The 19,060-nt window shown below is 63.8% G+C and carries 20 protein-coding genes and 1 pseudogene; 12 read left to right on the top strand and 9 right to left on the bottom strand.

Annotated elements, in window-relative coordinates:
* The first annotated feature begins 285 nt into the window (after positions 1–285).
* The 6 genes from LB533_RS15500 to LB533_RS15475 all read left to right on the top strand — a co-directional run bounded on the left by LB533_RS15500 (position 286) and on the right by LB533_RS15475 (position 5,993).
* Positions 286–1,896 carry an ABC transporter substrate-binding protein gene (locus tag LB533_RS15500; protein ID WP_224677669.1) on the top strand — a complete coding sequence of 537 codons (1,611 nt, stop codon included), beginning with the start codon at positions 286–288 and terminating at the stop codon, positions 1,894–1,896.
* Between the two features lie 138 nt (positions 1,897–2,034).
* Positions 2,035–3,021 carry an ABC transporter permease gene (locus LB533_RS15495; protein ID WP_224677668.1) on the top strand — a complete coding sequence of 329 codons (987 nt, stop codon included), beginning with the start codon at positions 2,035–2,037 and terminating at the stop codon, positions 3,019–3,021.
* On the top strand, positions 3,018–3,848 hold the full coding sequence (locus LB533_RS15490) for an ABC transporter permease (protein WP_224677667.1): 831 nt from the start codon (positions 3,018–3,020) through the stop codon (positions 3,846–3,848). The genes LB533_RS15495 and LB533_RS15490 overlap by 4 nt, the downstream gene beginning before the upstream one ends.
* Positions 3,845–4,702, top strand: a complete 858-nt coding sequence (locus LB533_RS15485; RefSeq protein WP_224677666.1) for an ABC transporter ATP-binding protein — start codon at positions 3,845–3,847, stop codon at positions 4,700–4,702. Before LB533_RS15490 ends, LB533_RS15485 begins: the two co-directional genes overlap by 4 nt.
* A complete protein-coding gene (locus LB533_RS15480) occupies positions 4,699–5,490 on the top strand; it encodes an ATP-binding cassette domain-containing protein (protein ID WP_224677665.1) in 792 nt (263 codons plus the stop codon). Before LB533_RS15485 ends, LB533_RS15480 begins: the two co-directional genes overlap by 4 nt.
* Positions 5,487–5,993 carry an L-2-amino-thiazoline-4-carboxylic acid hydrolase gene (locus LB533_RS15475; protein ID WP_224677664.1) on the top strand — a complete coding sequence of 169 codons (507 nt, stop codon included), beginning with the start codon at positions 5,487–5,489 and terminating at the stop codon, positions 5,991–5,993. The genes LB533_RS15480 and LB533_RS15475 overlap by 4 nt, the downstream gene beginning before the upstream one ends.
* A gap of 12 nt (positions 5,994–6,005) precedes the next feature.
* Here the strand turns inward: LB533_RS15475 and LB533_RS15470 are convergent, their stop codons facing one another.
* The 4 genes from LB533_RS15470 to LB533_RS15455 all read right to left on the bottom strand — a co-directional run bounded on the left by LB533_RS15470 (position 6,006) and on the right by LB533_RS15455 (position 10,223).
* Positions 6,006–6,752: an ATP-binding cassette domain-containing protein gene (locus LB533_RS15470; protein WP_140500435.1), complete on the bottom strand. Its 747-nt coding sequence runs from the start codon at positions 6,750–6,752 to the stop codon at positions 6,006–6,008.
* On the bottom strand, positions 6,745–7,806 hold the full coding sequence (locus tag LB533_RS15465; protein ID WP_224677663.1) for an ABC transporter permease subunit: 1,062 nt from the start codon (positions 7,804–7,806) through the stop codon (positions 6,745–6,747). The genes LB533_RS15470 and LB533_RS15465 overlap by 8 nt, the downstream gene beginning before the upstream one ends.
* A gap of 100 nt (positions 7,807–7,906) precedes the next feature.
* A complete protein-coding gene (locus LB533_RS15460) occupies positions 7,907–8,884 on the bottom strand; it encodes an ABC transporter substrate-binding protein (RefSeq protein ID WP_224677662.1) in 978 nt (325 codons plus the stop codon).
* A 433-nt stretch (positions 8,885–9,317) separates the two neighbouring features.
* Positions 9,318–10,223: a sugar-binding transcriptional regulator gene (locus LB533_RS15455; protein WP_224677661.1), complete on the bottom strand. Its 906-nt coding sequence runs from the start codon at positions 10,221–10,223 to the stop codon at positions 9,318–9,320.
* Positions 10,224–10,507: 284 nt separating this feature from the next.
* Between LB533_RS15455 and LB533_RS15450 the strand changes: the two genes are divergently transcribed.
* Both LB533_RS15450 and LB533_RS15445 read left to right on the top strand, forming a co-directional pair.
* The gene (locus LB533_RS15450) at positions 10,508–11,416 is read left to right on the top strand and encodes a tagatose-bisphosphate aldolase (RefSeq protein ID WP_224677660.1); all 909 of its coding nucleotides are present in this window, start codon (positions 10,508–10,510) and stop codon (positions 11,414–11,416) included.
* Between the two features lie 35 nt (positions 11,417–11,451).
* Positions 11,452–12,906 carry an ROK family protein gene (locus LB533_RS15445; RefSeq protein ID WP_140640377.1) on the top strand — a complete coding sequence of 485 codons (1,455 nt, stop codon included), beginning with the start codon at positions 11,452–11,454 and terminating at the stop codon, positions 12,904–12,906.
* 152 nt (positions 12,907–13,058) lie between these two features.
* On the opposite strand, the gene LB533_RS15440 is transcribed toward LB533_RS15445, so the two are convergent.
* The 4 genes from LB533_RS15440 to LB533_RS15425 form a co-directional block, all read right to left on the bottom strand.
* Entirely contained in the window at positions 13,059–13,355 is a 297-nt protein-coding gene (locus LB533_RS15440; RefSeq protein WP_140640375.1) for a DUF982 domain-containing protein, read from the bottom strand.
* 338 nt (positions 13,356–13,693) lie between these two features.
* On the bottom strand, positions 13,694–14,005 hold the full coding sequence (locus LB533_RS15435) for a hypothetical protein (protein WP_224677659.1): 312 nt from the start codon (positions 14,003–14,005) through the stop codon (positions 13,694–13,696).
* Between the two features lie 72 nt (positions 14,006–14,077).
* Positions 14,078–15,709 carry a chaperonin GroEL gene (groL, locus tag LB533_RS15430; protein ID WP_140640373.1) on the bottom strand — a complete coding sequence of 544 codons (1,632 nt, stop codon included), beginning with the start codon at positions 15,707–15,709 and terminating at the stop codon, positions 14,078–14,080.
* Between the two features lie 56 nt (positions 15,710–15,765).
* The gene (locus LB533_RS15425; RefSeq protein ID WP_140513826.1) at positions 15,766–16,080 is read right to left on the bottom strand and encodes a co-chaperone GroES; all 315 of its coding nucleotides are present in this window, start codon (positions 16,078–16,080) and stop codon (positions 15,766–15,768) included.
* A 337-nt stretch (positions 16,081–16,417) separates the two neighbouring features.
* On the opposite strand from LB533_RS15425, the gene LB533_RS15420 reads away from it, so the two are divergent.
* Complete coding sequence (locus LB533_RS15420) at positions 16,418–16,759, top strand: hypothetical protein (RefSeq protein ID WP_140640372.1); 342 nt, start codon at positions 16,418–16,420, stop codon at positions 16,757–16,759.
* 23 nt (positions 16,760–16,782) lie between these two features.
* Positions 16,783–17,040 (top strand): annotated as a pseudogene (locus LB533_RS15415) (usg protein); the annotation flags it as partial.
* A 144-nt stretch (positions 17,041–17,184) separates the two neighbouring features.
* Here LB533_RS15415 and LB533_RS15410 read toward each other — a convergent pair.
* Positions 17,185–17,502 (bottom strand): DUF982 domain-containing protein, encoded by a 318-nt coding sequence (locus LB533_RS15410; protein WP_140640370.1) that lies wholly within the window; start codon positions 17,500–17,502, stop codon positions 17,185–17,187.
* Positions 17,503–17,769: 267 nt separating this feature from the next.
* Between LB533_RS15410 and LB533_RS15405 the strand changes: the two genes are divergently transcribed.
* Entirely contained in the window at positions 17,770–18,252 is a 483-nt protein-coding gene (locus tag LB533_RS15405; protein WP_140640368.1) for an Hsp20 family protein, read from the top strand.
* Positions 18,253–18,330: 78 nt separating this feature from the next.
* Positions 18,331–18,837 carry an Hsp20/alpha crystallin family protein gene (locus LB533_RS15400; protein WP_140640366.1) on the top strand — a complete coding sequence of 169 codons (507 nt, stop codon included), beginning with the start codon at positions 18,331–18,333 and terminating at the stop codon, positions 18,835–18,837.
* The last annotated feature ends 223 nt before the right edge of the window (positions 18,838–19,060 follow it).

The raw sequence follows: 19,060 nt of genomic DNA, 5'->3' as shown, positions 1-19,060 counted from the left end.
CTGCACCATTTTGGTGTATCTGGTCCAGCCAGAAACAGGTCGCCCAAACTGAGTGGCCGTCGCTGATGCCGATAATGTGAGGCGCATTGCATCATCTGGTCTTACCAGGCCAGGTGTACCGACCACCGTTCCATAACTGGTCCAGCGAACAAAAATTTCAAAGCCACGCCACGATGTGCCAATTCCGTCTCTGGCGAAACCCTCGGCAAGGCCCATAATCAAACGTGCATGGAAACGCCCGAAGGGTCTCCGTGGAAGGATATGAGATAGAGGGGGAATAGGGTGATGTCGGAGTTCAGGATTTCACGCCGCACGGTGCTTGCCGGCTCTGCCATGCTTCTGGCCTCCACCGCGATGCCGACCCCGAGTTGGGCGCAGACGCCGAAGAAAGGTGGACGCCTGGTGCTCGCCGCAGATTCCGAGCCGCGCAACCTCAACCCGGCCATCGTCGCCTCCAACGGTGTCTTCTTCATCTCCAGCAAGATCGTCGAAACACTGGCCGAAGCGTCCTTCGACGGCAAGGACGGGCTTGCACCACGCCTGGCGGTCAGTTGGGAAGGCGCCGCCGATGGGCTGTCGGCGACCTTCAAACTGCGCGAAGGGGTCAAATGGCATGACGGCAAGCCGTTCACCTCGGCCGACGTCGCCTTCTCGGCGCTGCAGATCTGGAAGCCGCTGCAGAATCTCGGCCGCACCGTGTTCAAGGATCTTGCCGCGGTCGATACACCTGACGAATTGACCGCCGTGTTCAAATTCGCCAAGCCGACGCCCTTCCAGCTGATCCGCAACGCTCTGCCGGCGCTGAGCAGCGTGGCGCCGAAGCACATTTACGAAGTCGGCAAGATCGAGGACAACCCGGCCAACAACGCGCCTATCGGCACCGGGCCGTTCAAGTTCGGCGAATACAAGGCCGGCCAGTACTACCGGCTGACGAAGAACACGGATTATTGGGGCAAGGACGAGCCCTATCTCGATGAGGTCATCTACCAGGTGCTGCCCGACCGCACTTCGGCGGCGAGCGCGCTGGAGGCCGGAGAGATCCAGCTCGCCGCCTTCTCCGCCGTGCCGCTGGCCGATCTTGACCGCATCTCGAAAGTGCCGGGCCTGAAAGTGATCACCAAAGGCTATGAGGGGCTGACCTACCAGCTCGTCGTCGAGATCAATCATCGCCGCAAGGAGCTCGCCGACCTCAAGGTGCGCCAGGCCATCGCGCATGCCATCGACAAGGATTTCGTCGTCAAGACGGTGTTCCTCGGCTATGCCGCCACCGCCACCGGGCCGGTGCCGAAGAACGATCCGCAGTTCTATACCGCCGATGTGCCAACCTATGCCTTCGACGTCGCCAAGGCCAATGCGCTGCTCGAAGAGGCCGGGTACAAGAAGGGCGCCGACGGCAAGCGTTTTTCACTGAAACTGTTGCCGGCGCCCTATTTCAACGAGACCAAGCAGTTTGGCGACTATCTGCGCCAGGCGCTCGCCGCCATCGGCGTCGACGCCGAGCTCGTCAACAACGATTCCGCCGCGCACATCAAGGCCGTCTACACCGACCACGCCTTCGACCTCGCCGTCGGCCCGCCGGTGTTCCGCGGCGACCCGGCGATCTCCACCACCATCCTGGTGCAGAGCGGCATTCCGGACGGCGTGCCGTTCTCCAATCAGGGCGGCTACAAGAACGATGCGCTCGATGCGCTCATCGCCAAGGCGTCCGAGACGCTCGATACATCGGCCCGCACCGACCTCTACAAGGAATTCCAGAAAGAGGTGGCCGCCGACCTGCCGCTGATCAACGTCGCCGAATGGAGCTTCATCAGCGTCGCCCGCGACACTGTCGGCAACATCGCCAACAATCCGCGCTGGGCGGTATCGAACTGGGCGGACACCTATCTGGAATCGTGACAATATTTCGCGGATGAACGTTCGCGAAATCATCGTAGGCGTTGAGTTCTACGAGGCCCCCCTCTGTCCGGCAGGACAGAGGGGGGCGCTCAAGCGCGACATTTTGTTCAGTCGTCTCACCACCTCTTCGACGCCGCCATGAACCGCGCCCTCACGCTCCTCCGTCGCCGCCTCGTCGGCAGCGTCTTCGTGCTTTTGATCGTCGTCGTCGGCACGTTCCTGTTGCTCGAAGCCGCCCCGGGCGACGCGGTCGATGCCTATATCGTCTCGACCGGCGGCGATGCCGGCATGATCGAGCTGTTGCGCCATCGCTGGGGCCTCGACCAGTCGGAGCTGACGCGGCTCGCCAACTATCTTTGGGCGCTGCTGCATCTCGATCTCGGCCAGTCCGTCACCTTTTCGCGGCCGATCCGCGACGTGATCCTCGAGCGCCTGCCGACCACGCTGTGGTTGATGGGCAGCGCCACCGCGCTTTCCTTCGGCCTCGGCTCGGCGCTGGGCATCTATGCCGGCGCCAGGCCGGGCAGTTTTCGCGACCGTTTTCTCTCCATCGGTTCGCTGGCGCTCTACGCGGTGCCGGGTTTCTGGCTTGGCCTGGTGCTGATCGTCGTCTTCGCGGTCGACCTGCGCTGGCTGCCAATCGGCGGCATCGAGACCATCGCGTCCGGCAAGGCCGGTCTCGACCGCGCAGCCGACATCGCCATCCATCTCGTCCTGCCGGTCTGCGCCCTCGGCTTCATCTACCTGGCGCTCTATTTGCGGATGATGCGCGCCGGCATGGCCGAGGTCTGGCGGCAGGATTTTGTGCTGGCCGCCCGGGCCAGGGGCTTGTCGCGCCCCCGCATCGTGCTTGCCCATGTCGCCCGCAACGCGCTGTTGCCATTGGTCACGATGCTCGGCCTGCAGTCGGCGCAGATGCTGGGCGGCAGCGTCGTCATCGAGAGTGTTTTTGCTGTGCCCGGTCTCGGTCGGCTGGCGCAGGAAGCGGTGGCCGCGCGCGACACGCCCTTGCTGCTCGGCATCATTCTCGTCAGCGCCGTCCTGGTCATCGTCATCAATCTTCTCGTCGATATCGCCTATGCCTTTCTCGACCCGCGCGTCGGTGCCGGCGAGGTCGGCACATGAGCACGCTTCGCCGCTTTCTGCGCACGCCGGAGGCGGTCGCCGGCGCCATCCTCCTGGCGGCATTGTGCGCCATGGCGCTGTCGGCGCCGCTGCTGTTTCCGGGCGACCCGCAAGCCATCGCCGGCCCGGCGCTGCTGCCGCCCTTCCAGGACTGGTCGCTGCCGCTCGGCACGGACCGCCTCGGCCGTGACGTGCTGGCCGAGCTTTTCCATGGTGCTCGCACGTCGCTGGCCGTCGGCGTGGCGGCCGCCGCTGCCGCTCTTGCGATTGGCGCTGTGGTTGGCACGCTGGCCGGCTTTGCCGGCAGCCTGACCGACGAGGTGCTGATGCGCGTCACCGATGCCTTCCAGACCGTGCCGGGCTTTCTGCTGGCGCTAGCCTTCGTCAGCGTGGTCGGCCCTTCGCTCGGCGTCGTCGTGGCGGCAATAGCGCTCGGCACCTGGACAGGGCCCGCGCGGGTCGCCCGCGCGGAAGTGCTGTCGATCCGTGAGCGCGACTACGTCGCCGGCGCGCGCGTCATCGGCATGCATCCGCTGGAAATCGCCTTTCGCGAGGTACTGCCCAATGCCTTGCCGCCGGTGCTGGCGCTGTCCTCGGTGATCGTGGCAGCGGCGATCCTCACCGAGGCGGCTTTGTCCTTCCTCGGCCTTGGCGACCCCAATCGGGTCACCTGGGGCGGCATGATAGCAGAGGGCCGAGCGGTGCTGCGCACCGCGCCCTTCCTGTCGATCGTACCCGGCATAGCACTGGTTCTGACGGTGCTCGGTGTTTACCTCGCCGGCGAAGGCATCATCGAGACCACGGCGGTCAGAAGAGGCCTGTCGTGACCGCGCTGGCTTCGATCCACCACCTCGCGGTGACCTATCGCCGCGACGAGGGCGAGGTGGTGGCGCTGAGAGACATCAGCCTCGACATCATGGCTGGCGAGCGGCTGGCCGTCATCGGCGAAAGCGGCTCGGGCAAAAGCACGCTGGCTTTGGCGATTGCGGGATTGTTGCCGACGAGCGCCAGGATTGACGGACGTATCGATTGGGTTTTGCGACCGTCGAGGTTGGGTGCCAAGGCGCCCCTCATAGAACGCAGCGTCCAAAAGACCACTTCCAAACCAGGCGCCACACCCCTCCTCGGCCGCGATATCGGCTTCATCTTTCAGGACCCGTCCGCCAGCCTCGATCCTGTCATGACTGTCGGCAAACAGATCGCCGAAGTCTCCCGCACCCACCTCGGTCTCACATGGTCTCTGGCATACGCCAAGGCGAAGGACCTGCTCGAACGCGTCCGCCTGCCTGACCCGGACTCCGCCCTGCGCGCCTATCCGCACCAGCTGTCCGGTGGCCAGAAGCAGCGTGTGGCTATTGCAGCCGCGATCGCAGCCGGTCCGAGACTTTTGATCGCCGACGAGGCGACCAGCGCGCTCGACACCATCGTGCAGGCCGAGATCGTCGCACTGATCCGGCGGCTGGCGACAGAAGACGGCATGACGCTGCTGTTCATCAGTCACGACATTGCGCTGGCCGCCGAGCTGGCGGACCGCATTGCCGTGTTCCGGCATGGCGAATTGATCGAACTTGGCGCCATGCAAGAGATCGTCAGTGCGCCAACTGAAGCCTACACGCGCGCGCTGCTCGACGCCCATATCGGCCTCGACGCCGAACCGCTGCACCACGGTATGATCGCATGAGCGCCCCGGTGCTGGCGGTTTCCAACCTTACCAGGCATTACCGCCGTGGCGGCAAGACGGTTACCGCGGTCGACGATGTTTCTTTCGAAATCAGGCCCGGCGAGACGCTGGCGCTGGCCGGACTCTCCGGCAGCGGCAAGTCGACGATCGCGCGGCTGGTGTTGCGGCTGATCGAGCCGGATGCCGGCCGGATCGAGTTCGAAGGCCATGACTTCTTGGCTCTGGGCGGCGCCGGCTTGCGTGCGCGTCGCGCTCGCTTGCAGATGGTGTTCCAGGATCCGCTTGCCGCGTTCAACCCGCGCGCCACGGTGGCGCGCGTGCTTGACGATCCCTTGCGCATCCACGGCGTCGCCTCCCGTTCCGAGCGCCCGCGCCGCATCGCCGCCCTGCTGGAGCGCGTCGGCCTTACGGCGCAGCTTGCCTCGCGCGCCATCCACGAAATCTCGGGCGGCCAGCGGCAGCGGGTGGCGATTGCCCGCGCCATGGCCACGAAACCCTCGCTGATCGTGCTCGACGAAGCGGTGTCGGCGCTCGATGTCTCGGTGCGCGGACAGATCCTTGATCTTTTGCTCGACCTGCAACGCCAGGAACGGATCGCCTATCTCTTTATTTCGCATGATCTCGGCGTCGTCAGGGCCGTCGCCCATCGCGTCATCCTTCTCGACGGCGGGCGGATTGCTGAGAGCGGCGATGCCCGCGCCGTCATCGATGCGCCGCGATCGGCTATCGGCAAGGCGCTCGTGGCAGCCACACCAAAGCTCAGAAGAACCACGCAGGAAGCATCATGATCGACCCCGAAGCCAGAGCCGAGAAACTGTCGTGCGAACTCGATTCCGCATTCCGCAACCGGGCCGACCTCTATCGCCTGTTCCTGGATGAGTTGACCGCTGAGCTGGGCGCCGAAAGAGCCGAGGCGATAATGACCCGGACCATCGAGCAGCGCGGCAAGGAAGTGGCCGCAGCCGCCTTCGCCGCATTCGGTCCCAGCGACGCGCGGTCAATAGGCGAAGCTTTCCTGTCGGTCAGCCCGGATGACGGCCGGATGTATCCGACCGATGTCGAACGAGGGCCCGACCGCATCGCTTTCAAGGTGAAACGCTGCCCTCTCAAGGACGCCTGGGTCGACGCCGGCGTCGGCGAGGAAAAACTCGCCACGCTCTGCCGCATCGCCGGCGCCTTCGACCGTGGCCTGTTCGAGGCGACCGGCGTGCGTTTCGACAATGTCACCTGGACGCCCGGCCACGGCAGCGGCTGCTGCCATATCACGCTGACCAACCGCGATGCCGGATAGCAATTGACGGCCTTAGCCGCCGACCATCAGCCTGACGACCTCATCATGGTTGGTCTCGGAGATCTTGCGCTCGCCGGCCTGGATCCCGCGCCGCAGCACGACGATGCGATCGGAAACGGCGAAGATGTCCTGCAGATTGTGTGAGATGAAGATCACGCCGCGTCCTTGCGCCTTGAGCTGGTGGATGAGCGAAATCACCTTGCGCTGCTCCGGCACGCCGAGCGCGGCCGTCGGTTCATCCATGATCAGGATCTGCGCATCCCAGTAGACGGCGCGGCCGATGGCCACGGCCTGCCGCTGGCCGCCGGAGAAATTGCTGACCGGCGCGTTCAGTCGGCTGACGTGGAAGTCCAGCCGCTTCATCGTCTCCCTGGCGGCCTCGGCCATGGCCTTGCGGTCGAGCACCGGCAGGAAGCCGAACGCCTTACGCATGGGCTCGCGGCCGAGAAAGATGTTGGCGCCGATCGACAGATTATCGGCCAGCGCGAGGTCCTGGTAGATCGTCTCGATGCCCTTTTCGCGCGCCTCCTGCGGCGTGGCGAAAGCCACCGGCTGCCCCCTGAGCAGGATTTCTCCGCCCGTCGGCTGGAACACGCCCGAGATCGCCTTGATCAGCGTCGTCTTGCCGGCGCCATTGTCGCCGGCAAGCGCCACCACTTCGCCCGGCCGCACGGCCATGGAGAAATCATTGAGCGCCCGCACGGCACCGAAATGCTTGGAAAGGTTCCGGACTTCGAGGAGGGGCTCGGTGCTATTCATCCTGACGGGCTCCACTGAACCGGCGCTGCGCCTGGTCGATGAGAACGGAAATGATAATGACGACGCCAACGGCGATGAACTGCCAGAACGGCTCGACATTGACGAACACCAGCCCGTACTGAATGACCGCGATCACCAGCGCGCCGGCGACAGTGCCGAAGATGGTGCCGGAGCCGCCGAACAGGCTGGCGCCGCCGATCACCACCGCCGCGACGCTGTCGAGCAGCAGCGGTTCGCCGGCCTGCGCGGCACCGGCGGTGAAGCGCGCCGCATAGAGCGCGCCGCCAAGCCCGGCGCACATTGCCGACAGCATATAGAGCCGCAGGATGTGGCCCCTGATGTCGATGCCGGCGCGGCGCGCGGCCTGGACATTGGCGCCAATGGCGTAATTGTGCTGGCCGAACCGGGTCTGGCTGAGCAGATAGTGCATCACGACGACGAAGACAGCGGCGATCATAACCAGATAGGGCACGCCATAGAACTTGCCGTTGCCGAGCAGTGCGAACCAGGAGTTCTGTACCGGCACCGTCGTGCCGCCGGCAAGCAGGAAGGCGACACCGCGGGCGACGCCGAACATGCCGAGCGTGCCGATGAAGGGCGGGACCCTGAGCCGCGAGATGAGCAAGCCGTTGATGACGCCGGGCACGCCGGCCACGATCACCGCGGCAAGGATGCCGGCCAGCATGGCCAGCGGCAACGGAATGGCGGCGCCTGCCATGTTGGTGGCATGCGCGGCGATGACCGCCGCAAGGCCCATGATGAAGCCCAGCGACAGGTCGATGCCGCCTGATATGATGACGAAGGTCTGCCCGGTCGCCAAAAGCAGCGGCGCCACTGCGAAGATCGCGATGGATTGAAGATTGAACGGATTGAGCACGAAAGTGGCGCCGAAGGCGCTTCGCGACCAGATTTCGAAACAGATGATCAGGCCGGCGAGAAACAGCCAGGCGCGCCCCTCGGCGATGCGTGCGATCCAGCTCCTGGCCGGATCGCCGTGGTCGGCCTGGGGGGCGACATGCTTCTCGGCTGGCTGTGCTGGTGATGTCGAGGTCATGAGTACTCCGCGGCGCGGCTGCTTCAAACAGGTCCCGCCTCTGGCGGGGACCGGCACGGGCTCCTCCCGGCGGACCGGGAAGAGCCAAGCTGGTCCGGACTTACTCGGAGTAGAGATACTTCGAGATGTTCGGATCGGCGATGTTGGACTTGTCCATGATCGTGAAGCCGGTGCCGATCGTGACCGGGATGGACTGGCCGGTCAGATGGGCATAGGCCGAGACGACGCCGAAATAGCCGATCTCCGCGGGATGCTGGGCGATCGCCACATCCACAAGACCGGTGTTGATGTTGTCGACGATGCTGGTCGGAGCATCGAACGCAACCACTTTGACGGTGCCCGTCTGCCCTGCCTGCTTGACGCCATTGGCGGCGCCCAGCGCCGAGAACAGATTGGCGCCGAACACGCCGACGAGGTCGGGGTTGCGCGCGAACACCGCCTGCAGCTGCGAGGCCGCCTTGTTGGCATCGTCATCATTGAACTGGGTCTCGAGAACGGTGATACCGGGATGGTTGGCCATCTCCTTCTTGAAGCCCTCCTCGCGCTGGTCGGTGGTCGAGATGCCGGGCTTGACGTTGGAGACATAGACCTTGCCCTTGTCGCCGACTGCCTTGGCAAGCGCCCGCGCCGCGATCTCGCCGCCCAGCACATTGTCCGAGGCGATGTAGGCCAGCGGGAAATCGGCGTCACCCGCGCCGGTCTGATAGGCGCCGGTGCCGATGAACGTATCCACGGTGATGACCGGAATGCCTGCGTCATTGGCCTTGCGCAGCGGCTCGACCAACTGGAACTTGTCGGTCGGCGCGATCAGGATCGCGTCCGGCTTCTTGGCGATGACCGCGTCGAGCACCGGCACCTGGGTGACCGGATTGAACTCAGGAGCGCCCTGGAAGACCAGGTTCACGCCAAGCGCGTCGGCTGCGGCCTGGGCACCCTTGCGCATGGTGATGTAGAAACCGTCGGTGGTCAGGCCCGGAACGAGCGCGATGGTGTATTTCTTGTCTTGAGCCTGCGCGGGCGCGATAAGCACCGTCGCGCTGACGGCGAGAGCCGCGAGCGCGGCAACGATCTTCTTCATGACATCCTCCTCATTGTGTTGGCAGATCTGCCGTTGCAAGTGACATCGAATGGCCGTCATCCGCTTGGGACAAGACGGCCGGAAACGCCTGTTTGCCTTTCGCGGGCAGCTCCTCCCAAGCGCCCTCCAGTCGATATGTCAGCCGGTCTAGCCGACCGGTACGATAGCCGTGGTCACTTCCTCGCCCTCCGCGAGGTCAGAGAACCACAGCACCCGGCATGCATCGCACGCCAAGGTCCACAAACTTGTAACACTTTGCAGAAATAAATTGCAACTCGGTTTTTCCGGGTAGCAGCGCCGGATCTTCACGCAACATCTGACCGCTCCACAAAGTCCCGGCGAACTATTGCCTCGACTTCTCGGCGGCACAACCGATTTCGTAAAATCGCTCTTGCGAACTGGTAAGCGGCGACGTCATGTTGAGCGATCGGCATTATCGCGGCGGCAGGGCAGCGAGGATGGCTTGCGCCGTCTTCGTATCCGTTATCACGGCGTTGATCAGCCGGGCGCGAGCGGCGCCGATGATGGCCGTCGCCTTTTCCGGCGACGCCGCGACACCGATCACCAGCGGTACGGCGCTGAGCTGCGCCGGCGACATGGCAATCATCCGGCCCTCTCCTTCCCAGGCGATCAGCGCGCCTTCGGCATCGAAATAATGCCGAAGGACATCGCCAGCCGCATGGACCAGCGCCTGCTCGCTCGGCGTGGCTGCGCTCGCCTCGGGTGCATTGATGGCATGCGGCAGGCCGATGCCGACGATCGCGACATCGGTCCTATCCCACAGCGCGACGGCATCGCTGATGGCGGCATCACCAAGGAAGACCTCACGCAATTCGCTGGAAGGCAGGTAGGGCGCATGAATGAAGTGCGGCGTGCCGCCGAATTCCTCGGCGGCGAGGCGGACGAATTCGTTGACCTGAAAATGCGCCGCGTGCTGCTGCATGCCGCCGGTGGCGGCAACGGTCAGCACGCCCGGAATGCGAGGCAGGCCGGCGCGGAGTACCTCGCGTACAGCGCGTCCCCAGCCGATGGCGATCACGGAGCCGGCCCCCAATTGCGCCTGCTTGAGCAGACCGCCGAGCGGACCGGCCAGCGCCGTCAGTGCGCCTGCGGCCGGCGTCTCGACCACTGCCGCGTCACGGAGGCCCAGCCTGTCGATCAGTTGCCCGGTAATCTCTTCCGGTGCCGCCAGATCGAGAACCTCGATACGGACTATCCCTTCCGCCCGCGCCCGCTGCAAGAGGCGCGAAATGGTCGCGGTGGAGACGCCAAGTTGCCGCGCGATGTCGACCTGCGACATCTCCGCCTCGTAATGCAGTTTGGCGACCGTGTGCAGCATCGTGCGCGATGCGGTCGCGTCCTGAATGGGAGGGACAGCCAGCTTGCAATTCCTTTCAGCAACGTGTTACACACGTATACGCCGATGGGAGTTATCGCGCAAATCCGGCGAACTCGCAACTTGAGGCCGTTCCTGCCCAGGCGCCGGCAAGGTGTGCTTTTCCGGGCAATCGACGGCGCATCAAGACGGCAATTCTCCCCTGCCGGCAGGCGGGCAAACTGAACATTCTTGTTTCCACGGGATCCGCGCCCTCGGCCAGAGAGCGCCAACATCGGACAGAGACCATGACAAAGATGACCACCGCGGAGCTGCGCGGCTATCAGCAGATATGCGGCAAGGACGGGGCCATGCTGGCCATCGCCTGCGACCAGCGTGGCGGCATGCGCACCTTGCTGGCGTCGGATCCGGCCGAACAGGCCAGGATCACCAACGACATGCTCGGTGACACCAAGGCCGACATTACGCGCTACCTTGCAAGTGCTGCGTCCTGCGTGCTGCTCGACCCGCTTTGCGCGGTGCCGCGGGTCGTCGAGGAAGGCGTGCTGAATCGCGATACCGCGCTGCTTATCGGCCTCGACGCCTCGGGCTTCGACGTCTCGCCTGAAGGCTATCGCCTGTCGCGCCTTGTCCCCGGCATCGATGCGCGCCGCGTGCGCGAGCTGGGCGGCACGGGCGGCAAGATCATGGTGTATCTACGGGCCGACAAGCCCGAAGCGAATGAGCACAACATCGCCATCCTGCGTCAATGCATCGCCGATTTCGGGCAGGAAGACTTGCTGCTCGTCGTCGAATTCCTGACTTATCAACTCGAAGGCGAAAGCCCCCAAGATTATGCGGCGAAGACCCCGTGGCTCGTCGAGGAAGGCACAAGGATCTCGCTGGAGTGCGGGGCAAAGGTTCTGAAACTTCCCTATCCCGGAACGGCGGAAGCCTGCGCCAACATCACGAGAATGGCTGGCGAGGTGCCGTGGGCGGTGCTTTCGGCCGGCGTCGACCACGCCACCTTCCTAGGCCAGGTCGAGATTGCCATGCAGAACGGCGCCTCCGGCGTCATCGCCGGCCGCTCGCTGTGGAAGGACTGCATCTCGCTCGATCGTGACATTCAACGCGAAAGGCTTAAGACCATCGCGGTGCCGCGATTGCGTGAGATCCAGTCGGTAATCGGGCATCACCGGCGCAAGGCCGCCGCCTGATATCCGCGTTGGATCACCGGCACGTGCAGGACGTCATGCCTCTCAGCATAGGGATAGATATAGGCGGCACCAATCTGCGGGCCGCGCGCATTTCCGGCACCGGTGAAATCCTCGAACGCCTGTCCGAAAAGAGCGCGCCAGATCCGCAGCTTGTGCTCTCGCGGATCGCCGGGATGGTGCGCCGGCTCGATACATCTGAGGTTTCAGCCATCGGCATCGGTGTTCCCGGTCGCGTCGACGCGCATCGCCGCGCGGTCCTGTCCGGCGGCTACGTCAATCTGGCCTCCGTCTCGCTGGCGCAGTGCCTGGAGGACATGGCCGGCAAGCCCGTCGTCATCGACAATGACTGCAACATGGCACTGGTCGCCGAGATGGCGCTCGGCGCCGGCCGGGGTCACGACGACATCGCCATGTTCACCATCGGCACCGGCATTGGCGGCGCCGTCGCTCAAGATCGGCGGATCTTGCGTGGCCGGGCAACGGCCGGGCAGCTCGGCCACATCACCGTCGACGTCAATGGCGAGATATGCGCCTGCGGCCGGCGCGGCTGTGTCGAGACCACCAGTTCGGGCACCGCGCTCGGCCGTCATATTGCGCGGGCCGGCTTGCGTCCCGATCTTTCGGTCGACCAGCTCTTTGCCCGCGACGCCGCCGGAGACATCCAGGCGCGCGCTATACTGGAAGCCTGGGCAACGCCCTTGCGTGCCGCCATCGATACCAGCGTCGCCCTGTTCGACCCCGATCTCGTCCTGCTCGGCGGCGGTCTTGGCCGGGCGGCACACAAGGCGCTCGGCCGCGCGCCGGCCCTGGCGCCGTGGTATCAATGCCCGGTCGAGCCGGCGCAGCTCGGCGACGAGGCCGGCGTGATCGGCGCGGGATTGCAGGCGCTGGCCGGAACAGACACGGCGACCGCGCCGATTTTAGGCCGGTCTTTTGTCCAAACCGGCGGCGCCAGGCGCGCCGTGCTGGTCAACGGCATCCCGGCCAGCGGCAAGAGCACGGTCTCGCGCGGCTTAGCCGACTGCATGGGATGGCCGTTGCTTGCGCTCGATACGATCAAGAATCCGTTTCTCGAAGCGCTCGGCGGCGGCGACCGCGCCTTCAACCGCACGCTCGGCCGCGCCAGCTATCAGGCGATCTGGTCAGTCGTCGGCGAAGCCCCAGCGGGCTCCACATTCATTGTCGACGCCTGGTTCGGTTTCCAGCCGCGCGAGCTGCTTGAGGATCATCTCCGGAATGCCGGTGTCGAACAGACTTTCGAAATCTGGTGCCACGCGCCGGGCGAGGTTTTGGCCGAACGCTATGGCGCCCGGCTCGGCCAGCGTCTCCCGGGTCATCCCGGCGCTGCCTATATTCCTGAACTGATCGAACTCGCTGGGCGCGCCGAACCGCTGCGGCGCGGCCCGCTCTTCGACGTAGACACGACGAAACCGATCGACTTCGATGCCATTACGGCATGGCTGCGAGCGATGATGACGGGCGACGTTTAGAACGTTGGTGGACAAGAAGCAGCGGGCTCGCCAACTCGAAAGCCGTTTCGCTTTCGAGCTGGCCAGGCCTGCCTAGTCAATAACCGACGGTGAAGCGCTGCGGGCGCGACCGTGGTCGCTGGGGCGCCCACCGACAGGTGGCGAACAGATCCTCAATTCGTTCGCACGGTGCGGCCGCTGGGCGCGGTACTCACAGGCGAGATCATATTCGGCACCAGAATGTCATTGCGGCGCGCGAAGGCGATCAAGGTCGCCCGCACGGTTTCCGCATCGATCTCGCCGGCAATACCGGCTTTGCAAGCGTTGAGGGCGACGGCATGGGCGCCGTTCCGGCTGGCAACGGGCCAGTCCTGCAACACGGCATATGCTTCCATCGCAGTCTCGATCGTCACCGGAAGCCCCATTCCGACCAAGATCGTCACGGGTTCTTCAAAGCGCATCTGTGCCATGATTTAAACCTCCATTCGACGGCAAACGAACCGAAGCATGTCGGGCAGCCTGGTGCGCGAAGACAGGTCGGCGCGGATAGGGCGGATGCGCCGGTGTCGTCGGATTTCCGGCAGCCGCGAGCCTGATCTCGGCTGGCTCGACCGGGCTGGGCTTGAGCACTGGCGAGCCCCGGCCGGGCGCCGGTAGCGCCCTATGCGCCTTGGCGAGCGCCTCGAGCCAGGCAAGGACGGAAAGCGGCGGAAGCGCCCGCCCATCGAGCCAGGCGGCGACCTGGCTTTGCGGGCAACCAAGCTCGTCGACGAGGTCTGCCGCTTTCCACCTCAACGTTTTCAGGCATTCACGCAATTGGCCCACGATCATGTCGGTCCTCTTCCCAACCGGACATCGGTCCATCGTTCGCTGTGGTGCTCCGATGATCGCGTCCTCCATCCCTGGTTGAGCCGCCGGAGCCTTCCGAGGCTGCCGACACATGCTGCGCGGCCAGGAACATCAGCGTCGACGACGCCGTACGGCGGCTCCAGCCTGCGGACTCGGCCATGTCGAGAACGCGCATCAACAATGGCCCCAGCACGCTCCTGCATTCTGCCTCGTAGGCGAGAAATTCGTTTGCCGGATGCGTGGGCGCCGAAACGGAACCGATGCCGGTCATAGTGGTCTCTCTCCAAACTTTCCCCGGGAAGCGCCCCCCCCCCCAGGGGGGGGCGGGCGGCCTCCCAGCGTCCTAGAAGTCCATGCCCGCGCCGGCGGGCATGGCAGGGGTCGCGGCCTCCTTCTTTGGCTTCTCGGCCACCATCGCCTCTGTGGTGACCAGCAGGCCAGCAACGGAAGCGGCATCCTGAAGCGCGGTGCGCACGACTTTTGCCGGATCGATGACGCCTTGGCCGTAGAGATCGCCGAACTCGTTGGTCTGGGCGTTCCAGCCCCAGCCGAACTCGCTCTTCTCACGCAGCTTGCCGACGATGATCGAGCCCTCGGCGCCGGCGTTCTCCGCGATCTGGCGCACCGGGGTCTCGATCGCACGCCGCACGATCTCGACACCGGTCCTCTGGTCGGCATTGTCCATCGGCAAGGCATCGAGCGCCTTGGCAGCCCGGAGCAGCGCGACGCCGCCGCCGGGGAGTACGCCTTCCTCGACCGCCGCACGGGTCGCATGCAGCGCGTCGTCGACACGGTCCTTGCGCTCCTTCACCTCGACTTCCGTCGAACCGCCGACACGGATGACGGCCACACCACCGGCGAGCTTCGCCAGCCGCTCCTGCAGTTTCTCGCGGTCGTAGTCGGAGGTGGTCTCCTCGATCTGCGCTTTGATCTGGGCGATGCGGCCCTGGATCTCTTCCTTGCGGCCAACGCCGTCGACGATGGTGGTGTTTTCTTTTTCGATCACCACTTTCTTGGCGCGGCCCAGCATCTGCAGCGTGACATTTTCGAGCTTGATGCCGAGATCCTCGCTGATCGCCGTGCCGCCGGTGAGGATGGCGATATCCTCCAGCATCGCCTTGCGGCGATCGCCGAAGCCAGGCGCCTTGACGGCCGCAACCTTCAGGCCGCCGCGCAATTTGTTCACGACCAGCGTGGCGAGCGCCTCGCCCTCGACGTCCTCGGCGATGATCAGCAGCGGCTTGCCCGACTGCACGACTGCCTCGAGGACGGGGAGCATGGCTTGCAGGTTGGACAGTTTCTTCTCGTGGATCAGCACATAGGGCTCTTCGAGCTCGACGCGCATCTTGTCCTGGTTGGTGATGAAGTACGGGCTGAGATAGCCGCGGTCGAACTGCATGCCTTCGACCACCTCCAGTTCGGTCTCGGCGGTCTTGGCCTCCTCCACCGTGATGACACCTTCATTGCCGACCTTCTCCATCGCCTCGGCGAGGAACCGGCCGATCTCGGGATCGCCATTAGCCGAGATCGTGCCGACCTGGGCGATCTCATCGTTTTTCGTCACCTTGCGGGCGTTGGCCTTCAGTTCGGCGACGACCGCTTCAACGGCCTTGTCAATGCCGCGTTTCAAATCCATCGGGTTCATGCCCGATGCCACGGCCTTGGCGCCTTCCTTGACGATGGCTTGGGCAAGAACAGTCGCGGTCGTGGTGCCGTCGCCGGCGATGTCGTTGGTTTTCGAAGCGACTTCGCGCACCATCTGCGCGCCCATGTTCTCGAACTTGTCTTCCAGTTCGATCTCCTTGGCCACCGTCACACCATCCTTGGTGATGCGCGGCGCGCCGAAGGATTTGTCGATAACGACGTTGCGGCCTTTGGGACCGAGCGTCACCTTCACCGCATTGGCCAGAATGTCGACGCCGCGCAGCATCTTCTCGCGGGCTTCGGTATGGAATTTCACTTCCTTGGCAGCCATTGGATCACTCCTTCAATTAGGCAGCTTTCGTTGACTGGTAACTTGGCAAGAAGCCGTCAGGCGGCCTTCTTCACGGTCGCGGTCTGCTCGATCACGCCCATCACATCGCTTTCCTTCATGATGATCAGGTCTTGGCCGCCGAGCTTGATCTCGGTGCCGGACCATTTGCCGAACAGAATGCGGTCACCCACCTTGACGTCGAGCGGCTGTAGCTGCCCGGCTTCGTTGCGGGCGCCGGGGCCGGCGGCGATCACCTCGCCTTCCTGCGGCTTTTCCTTGGCTGTGTCGGGAATGATAATGCCGCCAGCCGTCTTTTCCTCGGCTTCAATGCGGCGGACCAGGATACGGTCGTGCAATGGGCGGAACGTCATGTCGTTCTCCTTCAAGGACAAACAGTTTTTGAGGTTCCTCCGCGCCGGACCGGCAATATCGGCCCGGCACGAGGTGCCGCGACCCTTGTTCAGGCATCGCGCGCGCATATCGAGCTAGTTTTGGAATTTTCCGGTTTCAAGAGGTTCGCGCAAAAATTTTGGCACTCGTCGCATGAGAGTGACAACGCGTTGTTATCATGCAGGAATTCTCGCCATGTCGACGATTTCACCGCTTGAATTTTGGCAAAGAGCCAACAAGATTATCCTGGCCGGCGCTGCCGAAGCACAGCCGGAAACTGGATGCTATCGAGGAGTTTTTGCAGACGGAGGACAATCGATGGACCGACAGAAATTTTCGCCGATCATGCCTTCCCTGACTGATACGCCCGACACCTCGCTTGACCGGCTGCTTTCGCCGGCGAGGCACTTCAAACATCCTGACGAGGTATTGGAAAACGACGCGCTCGACCTCTGGGAAAAGCGGGCGATCCTGTCGTCTTGGGCCTCGGATGCCTGCGCGGTGGAGTCGATGCCGGAACTGCGCCTGCCGCCGGGAGTCGCGCGGCCGGTTTCCTTCGACCGTATCATGGAGGCCTTGTGCAAGCTCGACATCGACGTGTCGGCGCCGCGGTCCACGCCGGACGAATTCCGGCACGACTTCGCCAGGATGAATGCATAGGTCGTAAGCGAAAGGAGAAACATATGGTGACTGCGGTCAGCAGAGAATTCCGCCTGCAGATGGATGGCTACGGCCTGACCACGGCCGAGATTCACTATCGTATGCCTGACTACCCCAACCTGCTGCAGCTCTATGTCTGGCAGGAATACGACCTCGCTCCCGATTTCCCGGAGCTGAAGGGCTTCCTTGGCTATTGGGAAAGCGAACTGGACGGCGCGCTGCATTCCGTGCGCGTCGCACATCATCGTCTAATCACACCGTCGGAATGGCGCGCCGTTGACGCATCGTTGTCATCCATTGAGCGGAGCGCATTGAGCGGATCAAAAAAACCTGAAGCGCGTCGCCTGCAACGCGGCGCGCTCAAAGGCCCGATTGAGCATACCTAAAGTCAGAGCTTCCCAGCAGGATGAGTGGTGGAATTCATGTCATCCTGCTCTGACAGCCATCGGCCGGGCCGCCCTTGACATCGTCGCGGAACGGAATTGCTGGGGCGAAGCGGAGCGGCCCCTCGTCAGACCGGCTCGCTTGGCCGCCTTCAAGAAAGCCTTGTAGGCAGCACGCCCGCTGCGCCAGCCATCCAGCGCATCACGGCATGCACGACCTGCGGCGCGCCAGCTTGGTCCGCGCGCCCATTTCGGCCATTGTTGATCCAGGCATTCCAGAGCCTCGAAGCTGCTGGCGACCTTGCGTGGGGCATCCGATAATTCGAGGGTAATCGGCTGAGGAAACCGAATATCGTTCATCACCTCCTCCGTCTTTTGACGTCTTTTTGCGAGTAAGCAATCGGATGGCGTCACCGGCGACCGTCCATCCGTGATCAAGATGGTCAGCCGTTCAGGCCGCGTCAAGGGCCGCCGGAATTTCGACGAGACGTTCGATCAGGCCTCTTGACGCCACGCCCGTCAGTTCCCAGATCGATTCCGCCGGCGCCGGAAGGGCTGGCAGGTCAAGGAGTGCCGCATCCTTGGCACTCCTCGTACCCATGTTGCTCAGCGAAGGAGGATGTGGCTATGAGAACCGCTTTCGACTTTTCACCACTCTATCGGTCGAGCATAGGCTTCGACCGTATTTTCGACCTGCTGGAGAATGCCAGCCGCACGGCGAACGTCGACAACTGGCCGCCCTACGACATCTCCAGGACCGGTGACGACGCCTACCGCATCACCATGGCGGTGGCCGGCTTCAGTCAAGACGAATTGAGCATCGTGCATGAGCCCAACATGCTCGTCATCGCCGGCGAGCGTGCCGGAGAGGACAATGGCGAATACCTGCATCGCGGCATCGCCGGACGACCGTTTGAGCGACGCTTCGAACTTGCCGACCATGTGAAGGTGACCGGCGCCGGCCTCGTCAACGGTCTCCTGAGCGTCGATCTCCAGCGTGAGATTCCCGAAGAGATGAAACCGCGCAAGATCGAGATCGGCACCAGCATGGCCAGAGCCAAGGAAAAATCCGCGGCAAAGCCCGTGCAAGTGGAAAAACAGGCCGCGTGAGGCAATTCGGGTCAAGGCTTCCACCCCCGGACGCCGGTCGTCCGGTGGGTGGAGACGCAAGCAAAGAGGAGAAAGACAATGAGCGTACGTGATCTCATTCCTTTTGGCCGGGAACGAGGCCAGGTGCCCAGCCTTTTGCGCGATGGCGAACGTGATCCGTTCATGTCGTTGCACCGCGAGGTGAACCGTCTTTTCGACGATGTTTTCCGCGGTTTCGGCTCCGGTCTGCCGTCCTTGTCTTCCGTTGCCGCGGACGGCGGACGCTGGCCAAGCGTCGAGATCTCCGACACTGGAAAGGAGGTCCGTGTCACGGCCGAAGTGCCCGGCATGGAGGAAAAAGACATCGAGGTCCTGCTCGATGACGACGTGCTGACTCTGAAGGGCGAAAAGCGGTCCGAGACCGAGGACAAGGAGCGCCAGTTCTCCGAGCGCTATTACGGCCGTTTCGAGCGCCGCATTCCGCTCGGCGTCGAGGTAGAGCAAGACAATGTCGAAGCGCGCTTCAGGAACGGCGTCCTGACGGTTACATTGCCGAAGACCGCGAAAGCGCAAGCGCAGGCAAAGCGGATCGAGATCAAGAGTTGAACCACCTATGCCGGCGGTGGGACAAACCCACCCGCCGGTTCAGGTCGAGATGGCAGTGTTGACGGCTTACACGGCGGACGCGATTGCTTTGCCGGCTGGATTATCTTCGGCGAAAGGTCTGTCTTTTGTGCGGTGGCCCGGTTTGCCTGGCTCCGTGACGCTTTGGCTTGGCTTGTATGGTTCTGGCGGGCGGATTGTGTTTGGTGTTGCGGGATTTGGTTTT

This window comes from Mesorhizobium sp. BR1-1-13 (assembly GCF_020165515.1).
Taxonomy (GTDB): Bacteria; Pseudomonadota; Alphaproteobacteria; order Rhizobiales; family Rhizobiaceae; genus Mesorhizobium.
This window is presented reverse-complemented; position numbering and strand designations above follow the sequence as displayed.